At 50.7% G+C, this 15,708-nt stretch carries 18 protein-coding genes and 1 pseudogene; 16 read left to right on the top strand and 3 right to left on the bottom strand.

What is annotated here, in order from left to right:
• Positions 1–3 precede the first annotated feature (3 nt).
• Positions 4–300, top strand: a complete 297-nt coding sequence (gpsB, locus tag KB235_RS10260; protein ID WP_246514188.1) for a cell division regulator GpsB — start codon at positions 4–6, stop codon at positions 298–300.
• Between the two features lie 18 nt (positions 301–318).
• Positions 319–894 carry an NERD domain-containing protein gene (locus KB235_RS10255; protein WP_034804925.1) on the top strand — a complete coding sequence of 192 codons (576 nt, stop codon included), beginning with the start codon at positions 319–321 and terminating at the stop codon, positions 892–894.
• 50 nt (positions 895–944) lie between these two features.
• Here KB235_RS10255 and KB235_RS10250 read toward each other — a convergent pair whose 3' ends face one another.
• Entirely contained in the window at positions 945–1,247 is a 303-nt protein-coding gene (locus KB235_RS10250) for a hypothetical protein (RefSeq protein WP_246514187.1), read from the bottom strand.
• Between the two features lie 100 nt (positions 1,248–1,347).
• Here KB235_RS10250 and KB235_RS10245 point away from each other — a divergent pair, with 100 nt between their 5' ends.
• Positions 1,348–1,611: a hypothetical protein gene (locus KB235_RS10245; protein WP_034804921.1), complete on the top strand. Its 264-nt coding sequence runs from the start codon at positions 1,348–1,350 to the stop codon at positions 1,609–1,611.
• 18 nt (positions 1,612–1,629) lie between these two features.
• Here KB235_RS10245 and KB235_RS10240 read toward each other — a convergent pair whose 3' ends face one another.
• Positions 1,630–3,171, bottom strand: coding sequence for an FAD-dependent monooxygenase (locus KB235_RS10240; protein WP_051690257.1), 1,542 nt, complete (start codon positions 3,169–3,171; stop codon positions 1,630–1,632).
• A gap of 97 nt (positions 3,172–3,268) precedes the next feature.
• Here KB235_RS10240 and KB235_RS10235 point away from each other — a divergent pair, with 97 nt between their 5' ends.
• The 13 genes and pseudogenes from KB235_RS10235 to KB235_RS10175 all read left to right on the top strand — a co-directional run bounded on the left by KB235_RS10235 (position 3,269) and on the right by KB235_RS10175 (position 14,692).
• Positions 3,269–3,895, top strand: a complete 627-nt coding sequence (locus KB235_RS10235; protein WP_051622512.1) for an NUDIX hydrolase — start codon at positions 3,269–3,271, stop codon at positions 3,893–3,895.
• Positions 3,896–3,936: 41 nt separating this feature from the next.
• The gene (locus tag KB235_RS10230; protein ID WP_034804917.1) at positions 3,937–4,137 is read left to right on the top strand and encodes a DUF2187 family protein; all 201 of its coding nucleotides are present in this window, start codon (positions 3,937–3,939) and stop codon (positions 4,135–4,137) included.
• 17 nt (positions 4,138–4,154) lie between these two features.
• On the top strand, positions 4,155–5,339 hold the full coding sequence (locus tag KB235_RS10225; protein ID WP_211779595.1) for a DUF2157 domain-containing protein: 1,185 nt from the start codon (positions 4,155–4,157) through the stop codon (positions 5,337–5,339).
• Positions 5,336–5,794 carry a GDYXXLXY domain-containing protein gene (locus KB235_RS10220; RefSeq protein ID WP_034804911.1) on the top strand — a complete coding sequence of 153 codons (459 nt, stop codon included), beginning with the start codon at positions 5,336–5,338 and terminating at the stop codon, positions 5,792–5,794. The genes KB235_RS10225 and KB235_RS10220 overlap by 4 nt, the downstream gene beginning before the upstream one ends.
• Before the next feature lie 227 nt (positions 5,795–6,021).
• The gene (locus tag KB235_RS10215) at positions 6,022–6,726 is read left to right on the top strand and encodes a 3D domain-containing protein (protein ID WP_211779594.1); all 705 of its coding nucleotides are present in this window, start codon (positions 6,022–6,024) and stop codon (positions 6,724–6,726) included.
• Positions 6,727–6,842: 116 nt separating this feature from the next.
• Positions 6,843–7,556 (top strand): annotated as a pseudogene (locus KB235_RS10210) (ABC transporter ATP-binding protein); the annotation flags it as partial.
• Positions 7,557–7,569: 13 nt separating this feature from the next.
• Positions 7,570–9,075 (top strand): ABC transporter permease/substrate-binding protein, encoded by a 1,506-nt coding sequence (locus KB235_RS10205; protein ID WP_211779593.1) that lies wholly within the window; start codon positions 7,570–7,572, stop codon positions 9,073–9,075.
• On the top strand, positions 9,072–9,953 hold the full coding sequence (locus KB235_RS10200; protein WP_211779592.1) for a diacylglycerol/lipid kinase family protein: 882 nt from the start codon (positions 9,072–9,074) through the stop codon (positions 9,951–9,953). Before KB235_RS10205 ends, KB235_RS10200 begins: the two co-directional genes overlap by 4 nt.
• 116 nt (positions 9,954–10,069) lie before the next feature.
• A complete protein-coding gene (locus KB235_RS10195) occupies positions 10,070–11,422 on the top strand; it encodes a sodium-dependent transporter (RefSeq protein ID WP_211779591.1) in 1,353 nt (450 codons plus the stop codon).
• A 144-nt stretch (positions 11,423–11,566) separates the two neighbouring features.
• Positions 11,567–12,283 (top strand): 5-bromo-4-chloroindolyl phosphate hydrolysis family protein, encoded by a 717-nt coding sequence (locus KB235_RS10190; protein WP_034804896.1) that lies wholly within the window; start codon positions 11,567–11,569, stop codon positions 12,281–12,283.
• On the top strand, positions 12,267–13,496 hold the full coding sequence (locus tag KB235_RS10185; RefSeq protein WP_034815239.1) for a toxic anion resistance protein: 1,230 nt from the start codon (positions 12,267–12,269) through the stop codon (positions 13,494–13,496). Before KB235_RS10190 ends, KB235_RS10185 begins: the two co-directional genes overlap by 17 nt.
• A gap of 51 nt (positions 13,497–13,547) precedes the next feature.
• Complete coding sequence (locus tag KB235_RS10180; RefSeq protein ID WP_211779590.1) at positions 13,548–14,123, top strand: deoxycytidylate deaminase; 576 nt, start codon at positions 13,548–13,550, stop codon at positions 14,121–14,123.
• A 212-nt stretch (positions 14,124–14,335) separates the two neighbouring features.
• Positions 14,336–14,692: a hypothetical protein gene (locus KB235_RS10175; RefSeq protein ID WP_211779589.1), complete on the top strand. Its 357-nt coding sequence runs from the start codon at positions 14,336–14,338 to the stop codon at positions 14,690–14,692.
• A gap of 154 nt (positions 14,693–14,846) precedes the next feature.
• Here KB235_RS10175 and hisJ read toward each other — a convergent pair whose 3' ends face one another.
• Entirely contained in the window at positions 14,847–15,662 is an 816-nt protein-coding gene (gene hisJ, locus KB235_RS10170) for a histidinol-phosphatase HisJ (protein WP_034815246.1), read from the bottom strand.
• Positions 15,663–15,708: the final 46 nt, after the last annotated feature.

Raw genomic sequence — 15,708 nt, 5'->3', positions numbered from 1 at the left:
ACGATGCAAACGGAATTAACAGCAGAAGTGATTTATAAACAAGAATTCAAGACAGCCCTCCGTGGGTATTCGCAAGAAGAGGTCGACCAATTTCTCGACGTCGTCATCCGTGACTATGAGAAGATGGCGAAAGAAATCGAACGCTTACGTCAAGAGAATGAGTCGCTCCGCCGCGGATCGAGCGATCAAGGCGAACCGGTGAAAGCGTCACAACCGGTCGCCTCGAACTATGATATGCTGCGACGTATTTCAAACTTGGAAAAAGCCGTCTTCGGCAAGCAAGTCGGACCGAGCGAATAAGGAGAGGAGGTGGATGCGATGTTGCACGTGTTGACGGCCGCACCGAAAGAACCGGAAAAACGACAGACGAAAGGATTGTTCCGCACGAAAGTGGAAGTGATTGAACCGGCTAAATCGTACACTGAGGAGCTTGTCGAGATTTTACGGCAAACGTGCCGGTTTGATTGGATGATGATTGAGCATGTCGAGATGGATGCAACGTTGTTCGACTACGTCCTCGTCGGGCCAAAAGGTGTGTTTTTGGTTCAAGTCAATCGGACGACTTCGGCCGTTCACATGTCGAATCGGGAATGCCGTCACGAGACATCGCTCGGTTGGAAGACCATCCACCCACATCCGATTCAAGAGCTCGATGGTATCACGAAACAAATCCGTGGTCGTTTGAAAAGACAGTGCGGACAAGCCGTGCCGGTCACGTCGTTCCTGATTTTCCCCGAGACGAGCCGACTGAAGGTCGAACGACTTCGCGCGAACTGCGCATCGTCGTTCGAAATCGTCGACGACGTCATCTCTAAGACGAAGCTCGAACTGTTGACGGAGCCGACCATCAAACAAATCGCGTACTATTGTTCAGAGCGACAAGTACATAAATAAACACCCTATCGCAACCGGGCCTCTTGAGCCCGCTGCGATAGGGTGTTGTTTTATTTGAGCAATTTCCGCGCCGCGGCCTCATCTTTTCGATGTACGAAAAGCGCGACCCGGTCGTCTAAGTTTTTAGCGAGCGGTCGAAACAACCGTCCTGTCGGCAAGCCTTGTTCGACCCGACACTCGATGCCTTTCTCGGTCAAGTACGCATAATCCTCAAGCAATGCCTCGCCTTGTTTCCCGAACGCCTCGCCAAAACGGACCCAACGTACGTTCCGAATCGTGCGAACCGCTACGAGAATGACAAATAGCGTACCGAGCACGACAATCATTAAAGTCCTAACATCAGTCCAAACCATATCCACAGCTTCCACCCCTTCTTTACAATAGTTTATCGAGGTCGACGGTTGAAAGCAACCGACTTTCCCCGGTATACTCAAAGAAGAAGAGGGGGATTTTGTGAAAACGTCTATTCAATCACGCCGCGAGGCGGTTCAACTGCTCGAGAAGGAACATGTGCTCTATATCCGAATCCATAACGGTCAGACTGGGATGATCAAGTCGACGGCGGAAGGGATTATCGTCGCCATCCCAAACAGCGAGACGAATAAGGTCGATTTCCGAAAACTTGAAGACATCGAGGCGTTCGAGGCGTTTTATGATTTGACGCTCTCTGCCCCGGGCATCTTGTATTACAACAAAGAAACGCTCGACTCCAATTGAGAGTCGAGCGTTTCTGCGTCATGCGAACGGGAGCCAGTCGCTCATCTTCTCTTGGAGCGGAGCGAGACGTAAATGCCGTTGCTTATGGAGGAGATAGCCGTCCGGGCGGATGACGAGGACGCCTCGTCGCATGAAGAACGACTTGGCGAGTTCGTTGCCCTGGTCGAAGAAGGGACGGCTCGTCTTCGACAGCGTGATGATTTGGAAAAAGGATTGATGCTCATTCAAATAGTCGTACAGTGCTGCCGAATCGCGGGACCCGTCATCGAGGACGAGTACTTGGAACCGTCCGTCCGCGACTTCTGAAATCTTCTGGCGCATCCCGTCATCCGTTCGAATCATTTCGATTTCAGGGAAGATTTTCCCTTCCGCGACTCGTTGAAACGGGATTCGGGAGTGGGACGGATACGAGAGATGGAGCTGGGCAATACGTTCCGTGATCTTTTGGTTGATTAAGTTGACGCGGGTGAAGACGTCCGCACCGAGCGCTTGAAACGGCAAAAGCATCGGTAACGTCGTCTGCAACACTTCGGTCGCGACGTTCGTCGTCTGCAGGACGTTCCGCGCGACGTGTTCCCGTTCGTCCCGATACGTCGAAACGACACCAAAAGAGGCACCGGCCTTCAGGTGGAGCCATAGTTTCCAACCGAGGTTGAACGAGTCGGCAATCCCGGTGTTCATCCCTTGCCCGCCGACAGGTGAGTTGATGTGTGCCGCATCCCCCATCAAGATGACCCGGTTATGAATGAACGCGTCCACCATCCGGTTGTGAACCCGGAACAAGGAGAACCATTCGACTTCATCGATTTCGACGGGCATATGGCTCCGTTGTTCGACCAATTCACGTAATTTTGACTCGTCGAACGATTCGTCGTTTGCGAGGTTCCCGGTGATTCGAATCGTATCGTCTGTCAACGGGAACACTTCGAGCACCCCACGGTTTGAAAAGAAGATATGCACTTCCTCACGTGAGATATTCCATCTCGCCTTCATGTCCGCGAGCACCCAAGACTCTTTGAACGATTTGCCGCTGAACGGCAAGGCGAGCATCCGACGAATCGAGCTGTTCGCACCGTCGGCCGCGACGACGTACTTCGCTTCAATCGTCCGCGGGGTGTCGCCCTCGAGATGGGCGAGTACACGTGACGGATAATGGGTGAGCGAGATGAGCGACTCACCTCTTCGCACGAAGTGGCCGTGACGATTGAGCGCTTGTTCAAGAATCGCTTCCGTCTCATTCTGACGAAGCAGCGTCACGAACGGGTAAGGGGTGACAAGCCTTGAAAACTCTAGCTTGGCTGTCCACTGCCCGGAAAAGTAAAGGTTTCCTTTCTCGATCGTGCGAGCGCGATCGAGCACCTCTTTAGCGACGTCGAGCCGTGAGAACACCTCAATCGTCCGCGGTTGAATCCCGATTGCCCGCGAATTGTTCGACGGGGTCGTCTTGCGGTCGATAATCTCGAACGAGATCCCATAACGAGCAAGGGTCAAGGCGAGGGTGAGGCCGGTCGGGCCCGCACCGACAATCAAAACGTCTACTTGTTGGTCCACATCTACCATCTCCTATCGTTAATATTGATATTTCCGACATTGGGCACGTTTAAACGAGGAGACAACGGTGGAAGTGTAGAAAACATAAGGAGTGAGGTGACTCGGAATGAAGGATTCGTCAATCAATGAAACTCAGCTGCGTGACAGCTTCTCAATGGAAGAGAATTATGAACAGACGGCGGCGGTCTTAATTCCGTTAACCGAAGTCGATGGGGTGTGGCACGTCGTCTTTGAAGTCCGTGCTCATACGATGCGGCGACAACCAGGAGAAATCGCGTTCCCAGGCGGGCGGTTGGACCAAGGGGAGACGCCGCTTGAAGCCGCCATCCGTGAAACGAGCGAAGAGTTGACGCTCCCGCAGGCAGACATCGAAGTCATCGGCCGTCTGCAACCGCTTGCGACGCCGCATCGTCAATTGATTTATCCGTTCGTCGGGATCATCCCTGTCGTGCCGGACGTCAAGCTGACAGATGAAGTCGACCATCTCTTCACGGTCCCGGTCGAAACGTTGCTTTACATCGACCCGTTCCACGGCGAGATGGAGTGGACGATGAATCCGGATCAAAATATTCCGTTTGACCGGATGGCGAATGCTAAAGCGTACGAAAAACGGGTAATTAAAATGAGAGAACCTTTTTATGAACATGAGGACTACATTATTTGGGGACTTACTGGAAAAATATTGTCACAATTCATTAAACACATAAAAGAAAACGTATTCAAACGGATATAATTTCGTTATAATGATAGAAACAAATTTAAGATTGGAAGTGAATGGGTGTGTCTGTAGAATTCGTTGTGGGTGATATCGTAAAATCAACGCGTGAAGGATGGGTCGCGGAAGTGACTGCCGTACTGACCAATACAGTCATCGGGGACGTTTCCATCATGGAAGAATTTCAACAGTTAGGACTTGAATTTGAAAAACAAGTTTTACTCAAATCAGAATTGGAATTGATTGAACGCGCTAGCTGACCTTTGATCCGAAAGGGATGATTCCGGTGTCCATTGACAAAAAAGTACGTGAATGGAAAGAGGCTGGGTTGTTGGATGAAGCGACGGGGCAACGGCTCGTCGATTATGAACATGAACGATTGGCGGTACGTGACAAGCGAGAACACAACCCGCCAATCCTCGTGATCATCGGTTCGATTTTACTTGCGCTCAGTCTGTTCAGTTTTGTCGCTGCGAATTGGCAGGCCATCCCGGACCTTCTAAAAGTGGCGATTTTTCTCGTTATCATGGTCGGCATGTATGTGGCGGCCGAACAAGTGAAGACACGGGCACAGCGCTTTGTGACATTGTTCCGTGTCCTCGGCATCGTCTTCTTCGTTGCGACAATGATCGTCATCTTCACGACGTATAACTTGTCCTCGCAACTCCCGCTCTTGTTTTGGCTCATGTTCGGTATCGCCGTGTTGCATCGGCTCATCTATCAACATCCGATTTTCACGTTCATCGCGGCACTCGGAGGGTTTATGGCGATTACGAACAGCTTTCAAGGCATCGGCTTGACGCTCATCTTGCTCGGTCTCATCATCACGTGGGTTTGGTTCCACTACACCAATCATGAGCTTGACCGCATCTTCGCGTGGTTTGGTTTCTACGGCCTTCTCATCATAATCGGACAATACGCGAACTATGAGGGTCGCTTTTGGCCGTTATGGGCACTCGTCATCATGCATGTGCTGTTTCTCATCTATCGTGAACGTGCGCAATGGAACTATTTGTACTTGTTCGTCGCAGCAATCCTCTCGATTGGCTATCTCATCAATGCGACGGAAGGATGGCTGTCCCAGCGTCCACCGTCCGTCATTGAAGCGACGGTCATATCGGCCGCTCTCGTCGGGATTTATTTATTGCACCGGCGTCCTGAGCTGATGTGGGTGAGTCTGCTTGCTGTCATCCCGTTCTCATTATTCAACGATTCAGGTATTCTGCTCGCCGTCCTACTCGAAGTCGTCGCGCTCGGTTACCTCGTCTGGCAAGACCATCAACGTAAACCGATTGTGCTCGCTTTCATCTATTTTTTAATCGTTCAAATGACGATTTACTTCATTTACGTGTGGGATCGTCTCGACATCTCGCTCTTCTTCTTGATCGGGGCGCTCATCGTATTCGGATTGTCGCTCGCTCTGTGGTGGCGTAACCGGACGAGAGGGGATGTACGGACATGAAACGCATGACACCTTGGCTCTTACCGATTATACAAGTGCTCATCGCCGTCGGATTCGTCTTGCTCGTCTATGCGGTCTCGTGGTTCGGTCAGACGTATACGTTCAAGGCGACTTCTTATGAGCCGTATGACCCGTTTTTCGGGGACTCGATTTATTTAGAGTATGACGCGTTCGAAGGACGTCAAGACGTCGAATCTGGTACCGTCTATGTGACGTTCAAAGCCGGAGAGGACGGATATGCGACGGTTGACCGCGTCAGTTCGAGACCGTTCTTCGGCGGGATTCGAGCGAACTATTTCGATCGCCGAGTTTATGTCGACGATTTGAGCTCTTATCGAGTGACGGACGATGAAGCCGACTTGATCCGAGGCGCGAAAACGTTCGAAGTCGACGTCGATATCGCTCCTTGGGGGATGGTCCGAGCTCATGAGTTGCGGCCAATCGAAGCCGAATAAGTTTTGCAAACAGATTACAGATTCGTTACACACTTTGTTGTAACGGTTCTGTAATTTTTTTGTTTGATGGCTTTGTGACGCCGTTTTATATAAATATTACAATCTGTAACGATTTTAAAAGTCATATGTCAGGAATATTTCACTTCGGTATGAATCGCACACGTGTGTGACCAATCATGGTAAATTAAGATCTGTTCGTTACATAATGCGAAAGGTGCTAATCAACCATGAATCAATTCATTAAATATATGATCGTCCTTTTCATCTCCATGACAGGCTTATTCGCCGTCGCGTCCGCAACTGAAGCCGCGCAAATCGGAATCGGCACGGAACAAAAGATTGTCCAAAACCCGCTTGAACTAGAACGCCAAGCGATGGAACGTGAAGCGGAACAAAAGCGTCAGCGTGAAGCGCAGCTCGCAGAAGAGAAACGACGCGCAGCGGAGCAAGCGAAACGTGAGGCTGAACGAGCGAAGCGAGTAGCTGAAGAGGAAGCTGAGCGTGAGGCGAAACAGGCTGCAGAAAAAGCGGCGAAAGAAGCTGAAGCTGCACGTGCAGAGAAAGAAGAAGCAAAAGCGGAGGCGGCTCCAAGCGCGCGGCCGGTCTCGATGAAAGTCGCAACGAACGTCCTGCAAGTCGAATCGACCGCCTACACGAACGATGCTGCTGACAACGGTTCATACAACGGCCGTGTCTTGACGGCAACGGGCCATGACGTGACCGACTCGATTTATTACAACGGTATGCGAATCATCGCTGTCGACCCTTCGGTCATCCCACTCGGCTCAGTCGTACACCTTGAGGGGATCGGAGATGCGATCGCACTCGATACGGGCGGTCGAATCAAAGGAAACATTGTCGATTTGCTCGTCGATACGAAAGATGAAGCCATCCAATGGGGTCGCCGTCATATCCAAGTCACCATCAACTAAATCGACCAAGACAGGTTCTTCCATTCGGGAGAACCTTTTGTTGTTTAAAAGAGCCGTTATTCGGGCATACTAATATTTGACTTTCCATAACAGGAATGAGCCGAGGAGGGATTGTGTTGATAGAATTTCAAAATGTTTCCAAGCGTTACGACGATGGGACATTGGCCGTGAAAGACTTAGATTTGACGGTACAAAAAGGGGAGATCTTCGTATTGATCGGGCCGTCAGGATGTGGCAAGACGACGACGATGAAGATGGTGAATCGTCTCATCGATCATACGGATGGTAAAATCCTGATTGACGGGAAAGAGATTTATCAGTTCGATATTTACGAACTGCGTCGCAATATCGGCTATGTGCTCCAGCAGATTGCCTTATTCCCTCATTTAACGGTAGAAGAAAACATCTCGGTCGTTCCCGACTTATTGAAATGGCCGAAACAAAAAACGAAAGATCGCGTCACGGAACTGATGAATATCGCCGGACTCGACCCGGTGCTCCGTGAGAAAAAACCGACCGAACTATCCGGTGGGCAACAACAACGTGTCGGTGTACTGCGGGCGCTTGCGGCTGACCCTGAAGTCATTCTCATGGATGAGCCGTTCTCGGCGCTTGACCCGATCAGTCGGGGGCAGCTTCAAGATGACGTCAAACGGTTGAACGATGAACTCGGAAAGACGATCTTGTTCGTCACCCACGACATCGAAGAAGCGATGAAACTCGGTGACCGGATCGCGCTCATGCGGGACGGACAACTCGTCGTCGTCGGAACACCGGCTGAGATTCGTGCTAGCGACGACCCGTTCGTGCTTGAATTTACTCAACGAAGAAGAGGTGAGGTCGATGCTTGAAACGTTTCAAAATCGACGTGGAGAACTGATTGAAGCGCTCGTCGAGCATTTACAACTATCGGTCGTCTCGCTTTTGATTGCTGTTTTGATTGCTGTTCCACTCGGGATTTGGCTGACGCGGCGCAAAAAAGTCGCGGAGACGGCAATCGGCGTCACAGCCGTCATCCAGACGATTCCATCCTTGGCGTTACTCGGTCTCATGATTCCACTCGTCGGCATCGGGGCGTTACCAGCCACGATCGCCCTCGTGTTGTATGCGCTACTGCCGATTCTTCGCAATACGTTCACCGGGTTGAATGAAGTGGATAAATCCCTCCTCGAGGCGGCCCGCGCCTGCGGGATGAAGCCGAACCAAAGTTTGATGAAAGTGGAACTCCCGCTCGCCCTCCCCGTCATCATGGCCGGGATTCGGACGGCGATGGTCCTCATCGTCGGGACGGCCACACTCGCGGCGCTCGTCGGGGCGGGTGGGCTCGGGACGCTAATCTTGCTCGGGATCAACCGAAATGATAATTACTTGATTTTGCTCGGGGCAATCCCCGCTGCAATCCTCGCGCTCTTGTTTGATTTCTTACTACGTCAGATGGAAGGTGCGACGGCGACACGTAATCGGACAAAACTAATTGCCGTCTCGGCGGTTCTCGCGCTCATCATCGCGGCACCACTCGCGTTCGGACGCACCCAGCAGACCGACCTCGTCGTGGCTGGGAAGCTAGGCCCTGAGCCGGAGATTTTGATGAATATGTACAAGTTGCTCATTGAGGAAGACACGGACCTGAGCGTCTCGGTCCGCCCGAACTTTGGTGAGACGACGTTCGTCTGGGGCGCTCTTCGAAGTGGAGATGTAGATATCTATCCTGAATTCACGGGAACGGTACTCGCGAGCCTCGTCAATGAGACACCGAACTCGAACGACGCACAAGAAGTGTATGAACAAGCACGCGACGCCCTCGCCGATGACGGGTACGTGTTACTCGAACCGATGCAGTTCAACAATACGTATGCCATCGCGATTCCTCGTGACTATGCAGAGTCGGAAAGCATCAATACGATTTCAGATTTGCGTAACGTCCAAAATGACATCCGTGCCGGTTTCACCCTCGAATTCACGGATCGAGAAGACGGCTATCCGGGCTTACAACAAGCGTACGGCCTTGACTTCCCATCGGTCACATCAATGGAACAAAAACTGCGTTACCGGGCGATTTCGCGAGGGGACGTCAATTTAGTCGATGCGTATGCGACCGACCCGGATATCGCGGAGAACGACCTCGTCGTTTTAGAAGACGATCAACAGTTCTTCCCGCCGTATCAAGGGGCACCTCTTATGAAGGCGGAGACGCTCGAAGAACATCCAGAAATCGAGGATGCGCTTAATCAGCTTGCCGGGCTCATTTCGGATGAGGAGATGTCTGAACTGAACCGACGCGTCGCCTATGGAAACGAGCGCGCCTATGATGTCGCCAAAGATTTCTTAGAACAAGCGGGGCTCTTATGAATGCGCTCGTCATCTCAAACCCGACATCCGGTACGCATGAGACGATGCTCGGCGAAGTCATTGCCACGGTGGAGTCGCTCTACACTGAAATTCATATATTGAAGACGAACGCAGAAGGGGACGCGCGTCGCTTCGCCGAGGCAAGCGGTGGTTACGACCATTTGCTCGTCATCGGTGGGGACGGGACGCTTCATGAAGTCGTCAACGGATTGATGCAGCTTGATAGGAAAAACCGGCCTAAAATCGGGTTGATACCGGGAGGCACGTGCAACGATTTCGCACGTGCCCTCGATTTACCGGTCGAACCCGTCGAAGCCGCACGGATTTTGAAGATGAGTCACGCCGAGTCGGTCGACGTCATGCGCGTCAATGACCGATATGGGCTGAATTTTATCGGTGTCGGCCTTATCGCCGATACGTCACGTCAAATCGATCCGTTGCAAAAAGAATCGCTCGGGTCCATCGGTTATTTTTTAGCGACGATTCGCCAGTTTCGAGAAGCCGACCCGTTCGACCTTCAAATCGAACAGGATGGGAAGATCGTTCATGAGGGTCCGGTCAGTTTTCTCTACATCGGCAACGGCGCTTACCTTGGGACCGTGCCGACGAAGTTACAGACACAGTCGTTCAATGACGGCTATGTCGAAGTCGTCCACAGTTCCGCCATCGGCTTTCCGATGATTCGACAACTATTGGCGCAACAGTTTGGCCTCGAGCAGGCATCGGACGAATGGATACACTTGCAGATGAGTAACTTGATCGTGCGATTACGGGATACACAAATCATCGATGTGGATGGGGAACATTTTGAGGCGAATGAACTGCAGATCGCTGTCCTCCCGAGAGAATTGACGTTTCTTGTCGCAGGCGAAGCATAGACGGAAAGAGAAAAGAATTCAGACTTTTCTCTTTTTTTGTTGTTCTCATATGGGAACCATGTTAGTATTTCAATATTATTATGAAAATGAAATGAAAACAGGAAGTAGGGATAGGAATGGCGCAAAACTCGTTCGCCTCAAAAATTGGATTCATCTTAGCGGCCGCAGGGTCGGCAATCGGTCTCGGAGCGATTTGGAAATTTCCATACGTAACCGGCACAAGTGGAGGCGGCGCCTTTTTGCTCATGTTTTTGGCATTTACGCTCTTGCTCGGACTACCACTATTAATCGGCGAATTCATCGTCGGACGCTCGACACAACGTACGGCGTTGCTCGCCTTCAAAAAACTTGGTCACGGCCGTTGGTCCTTGATTGGGTACTTAGGTGTCATCGCATGTTTCTTACTGCTCTCATTCTACAGTGTCATCGGCGGCTGGGTACTCATTTATGTCGGTCTCGGCTTAAGTGGAACGCTCAACGGTCGTTCGCCTGACGAGTTTGGTGCCGTCTTCGGGGACGTCGTCTCATCACCAGGCATTGCGGTCTTCGGACAATTTTTATTCTTATTCATCACGCTGTTAATCGTCTTAAAAGGTGTCGAAGCTGGAATCGAGCGCATGAGCAAGATTTTGATGCCGCTTCTCTTCGTCAGCTTTATCGTGCTCGTCATCCGTTCGTTGACGCTTGACGGGGCGATGGAAGGGGTCCGCTTCTTCTTGCAGCCGGACTTCTCGGCCCTGACAGGAGATTCGGTATTGTTTGCCCTCGGTCAAGCGTTCTTCTCGCTCTCGCTCGGTGTGGCGGCGATGTTGACGTATGCCTCTTACATCCAGACGAAAGGCACACTTAATCGCTCGGCTAATATGATCGTCCTGTTGAATATTATGGTCTCGTTGCTTGCTGGTCTTGCAATCTTCCCAGCGGTGTTCGCATCAGGACTTGATCCGGCTGAAGGCCCAGCGTTGTTGTTCGTCGTCTTGCCGGCCGTCTTCAATCAAGTGCCGCTCGGCGGATTCTTCATGGTCTTGTTCTTCCTCTTGTTCACGTTTGCTTCAATCACGTCGTCGATTGCGATGCTCGAAGTCGTCGTTGCAGGGGTGACGGACCGCCTGAATGAGAAGAAAGAGATTATTTCGAAACGAAACGTGACGCTTTTAGCTGCAGCCAGCGTCTTCGCCGTCGGTATTCCGTCTGCACTCTCGTTCGGTGTGATGAGCGAGTTACAATTCTTTGATGGAATGACGTTCTTCGATGTGATGGATTACGTTGTCAGCTACATTTTAATGCCAACAGGTGCGTTACTCACATCCATTTTCGTTGGTTATATCGTCGACCAACGCATTTTACAAGAAGAGATTCAAACGTCAGACACAGGCAAAAAACTCTATCCGGTATGGCGTTTCTTGATTCGTTATGTCATTCCAGTCACGGTCGCCATCGTCATGGTGTCGACGTGGTTTAACATGTAAGCAAGGGGATTTCCCTTGCTTTTTTTCGTCCTTGCGACCGAGGAAGGTGAAAAGTGTATTATGGTAAGCTTATAAAGATGACGAAACTTTTTTTGAATGGTGACGTAAGGTACAATAGAAGTATCACGAGATGAGGTGAAACGAATGAAGACATGGATGAAATGGGCCCTGACCGGGGCAGTTTTATATTTTGCCATCAGTGTATTCGATTTTTCTTGGCTATTCATCATTGTCGGAGCGCTCGTTTTGAACGAAGTATGGTCGACGAATAAGCGACGGAACCGAAATCCAGCGCCGATAGCCAAACGAGCGAAAAAGAAACTACTACTTGACGAAGAAGAGACATTCGTCGGATCACGTATTTTAAAGCCGATCGAAGAGCCAGCACCAGTCCGTCAATTCGAAGCGACGGACGACTTAGAGTTACAGTTCTTACAGCGCACCATCGAACAAGGGTACGAGAAGTTGCAACAAATCGACCGCGTGCTCCCAGACATAAAAGACCTTGAGGTGCGTCGTGAAATGAAGGCGGTCTCGAAAGAAGCGCACGAGTTGTTTGCCGAGCTATTCGAAAACCCACAAGACGCCAAACATGTGCGTGACTTGTTCACGTTCTATTTGGACTCGCTCGTGTCTGTCGTCTTAAAGTTTAAAGAGCTAGAAGGAAAACGTGTCGTCATTCAAGAAGAGACACGAGAGCAATTGATCACGAATATGCGCCTCATCGTCGACAAGTTCAAAGAACAGCGCGGTCGTCTGCTTGAAGATGACGCTGTCGATTTCGAACGCGAGTTGATTATGATGGAACGCGTGTTGGCCGATCAACCTGAAGGGAGAAAAAAGCATGACTTCATCGAATGAAACGAACTGGCAGTCATGGCCAGAAGAAGAACTCACGTCAGAGACGAAGACAAAGACGGAGACAGAATCATTTTCTGACCCATCGATGGACTGGTCGGCAATGACCGCGAAACACGAGGTGCCTGCCATCCAAGCGAAACCGGACGTGCCGGATCAGCACCGTGAGCGGATTACCCGCCTCGCTGAGTCGATTGATATAAAGAAGACGGACTCTGTCATGTTGTTCGGCTCGAACGTCCAGCGTGAGCTGTCTCAATTCTCAGATCAAATCTTGACAGAGGTTCGTATGAAAGACGGTGGCGACGCCGGGAAGCTATTGTCCGACTTGATGCAAAACGTACGCAAGATGGACCCGGATATGCTTCAACCTGAGAAAAAGAGCTTTGTCGATAACTTGCCACTCATCGGTCGTGCTAAAAAGAAAGCGGAGAACTATAAGCTCCAGTTCGAGAAGATGAACGTCTATCTCGAAGAAGTCATCCATAACTTGGACCGCGCCAAATTCGGGTTGATGAAAGATATCACGATGCTCGATCAGATGTACGATAAGAACAAGCGATACTTCGAAGAACTGAACGTCTACATCGCGGCAGGGGAGACGAAACTCGATCACGTCCGTGAGTACGAAATCGCACCGCTCCGTCATGAAGTCGAAGTGTCGAAAGATCAAGTGAAGTTGCAACAGCTGAACGACATGATTCAACTCGCCGACCGTTTCGAGAAGAAACTACACGACTTGAAACTGAGCCGTACGATCAGTCTACAGATGGCGCCGCAAATCCGTGTCATTCAACAAAACAACCAAATCTTAGCTGAAAAAATCGAGTCGGCCGTCGTCAACACGATTCCGCTCTGGAAGAACCAAGTCGTCCTCGCGCTCAGCTTGACGCGTCAGAAGACGGCGCTCCGGATGCAACAAGATGTGACGAAGACGACGAACCAGTTGCTCGAACAAAACTCGAAGATGTTGAAAGATTCTTCGATTGAAATCGCTCAAGAGAACGAGAAGGGGATCGTCTCGGTTGAGTCGCTTAAAGTGGCTCACGAGAACCTCTTGTCGACACTTGACGAGACGCTCCGCATCCAGCAAGAAGGAAAGCAGAAGCGTCGTGACGCCGAGCGTGAACTCGATCGGATGGAACATGAGTTGAAAGAGAAAGTCATCGAGATTGCCGCGAAAAACAAAGAGTTACCGAAAGACACAGGATATTGACCCGGGAAAGTCTGAGCAATCGGACTTTCCTTTTCCTTAAGGAGGATACATATGGAGAAACAACGATTGTGGGATGAGACGTGGTTACAGTTTGCTGACATGATGGCTGAAAGGCATTCAAAATGTGCCTCTAAAAGTGTCGCCTGTGTCATCGTGAAGGCGGAGAAGCCGATTTCGATTGGGTTGAACGGGACACCGCCTGGTCACACGAACTGCAACGAGATCTTTTTAAAACGAGCGGACGGTTTTTACAAGCGAGCGGAGTATGTACATGACGATGCCGTCGATTTGATGGAGCCGGCAATCCAGCTCGTACATGACGGTGTGACATTTGTTAAATGCGCGGACCCATATGAGCACCACAATTGGTCGAAGCAACATGAGATTCATGCCGAGATCAATGCGATCGGAAAACTCGCTGCCGATTCGACGAACGCGTTCGGGGCGACGGCATACGTCACACACTCGCCCTGCCATGCCTGTTCGCTCGCCTTGATTGCGGCCCGCGTCGCACGTGTCGTCTACGCCGTTGGATACGAGCATGGGGACGGGCTCGATTTAATGCGAGAGAGCGGGATCGAGGTCGTTCATCTGCCGCTTGAAAAAAGTTATAAAAACACATTGTAAACGTTTACATTCGGTGTTATATTATTAATGTACTGCCAATGGTGTTTTACTCTTCCATTATTCGCCCCTCCTCGGAGGGGCCTTTTTTTGGCCTGTAGCCATTTGTGTCCGTCAAGTGAGACAAAGTTTACACATAATGTTCAATATTTCACAATCTATTCCTGACATCATCTTTTATAATGAAAGTAGATTAACGAGAGGGGATATGGAACATGGAAAAACTAGTTCGTTTCACAGATGGTGCCTATGAAGTGGAAGCGTTAATCACACTCGAAGAAGTGTGGGAAGATAAATTCGCGATCGGGACGCATAAGGAATTGGCGGTCAAGGCGCTCAAAATTAACGGGAACGACATCTCGGAGATGAAGCACGTCCGCGCGCTACTCCGTTACTATCCGACACTCGGTGTATCGGGCATCTTGCTCGCACTTGACGATGCGGCAGCCGAAATCGTACGCATGTCAGGCGACACAGACCCGGCCTTACAATTCGTCGAACTTGTGGCGTTGCAGATGGACGAGGTGGCAACGGAAGAGTTGAAAGGCTTGTATGCGGCGATGATGGTATAAAGATGGCCTCTGTGCCATCTTTTTTTATTTTTTACTTGCATCACGAATTCAGTATGTTACTATTATCAATAGATGAAGAAATGGAACGCCATATCGTTATCGACAACCAAACATGGGGATCTAGATAGCTAGATCGCTGTTAAAGAAGCCACGTTCAACGGAACGTGGCTTTTTTTTGTATATCTTCAAAATCACGGCCGACATCCATCGCGACGTGGGCGTCAGAACCGAGGACGAATGGAATGCCGAGCGCAATCGCGTCGACGGCGACGGCTTCCGCATAGACTTTCCCACAATCCACTTTCCGAAGACCGGCTGTGTTCAAATCGAGACCGAATCCGCGGACTTGAATCGTCCGTAACAGACGCGTCTCGATGTCTTTGACATGTTCACGTTCCCAATCATATTGTTTTTCGTATTTGATCGGCAAATCCAAGTGTCCGATTCGTCGCACGTTCAATCGTTCCCATTCAAATCTAAGCCCGGCCTCTAGCGATTCGTAATAAGCGCGTACGACCGCCTCGAACGAGCCGAGACGTTTCACGAGCACATCAAACGTCTCGAGCGAGAAGTCGACCGGTAAATAGTCGCCGTCATCTAACAGAAAGTGCTGGGACAGAATCGTCTCATCCAGCCGGTTTGCGAACGGCTCGAGTAAGGCGATCGTCTCTTCCGCGAAACCAGGCAGGTAGTCAATCTCTAAACCGACTCGGATATCCAGGACGTCGGCATAAGCTTGTTTCAACCGCGCGACCTGATCCAGATATTCGGGGAGCGTCTCGAGCGACATCGCCGAGTCTTGGTCCGGCGTCGGGTCGACAAATCCGGCCGGGAGCGGCGCGTGCTCCGTGAACGTGATCGTCTTTAGACCACGCGTGCGGGCGGCTTTTACATATGCCTCTAACGCATCCGTCGAACCGTGCGGACAAAATGGGGTATGGATGTGGCCATCATGGGTAAAGTCAATCATCGAGTAACAAATCCTTTCCATTTCACCGGTTGACAGCACCGGCTTC

Source organism: Exiguobacterium alkaliphilum, from assembly GCF_018138125.1.
GTDB lineage: Bacteria > Bacillota > Bacilli > Exiguobacteriales > Exiguobacteriaceae > Exiguobacterium > Exiguobacterium alkaliphilum.
The sequence above is the reverse complement of the archived record's forward strand: the minus strand, read 5'-3'. Positions and strand labels throughout refer to the sequence as shown.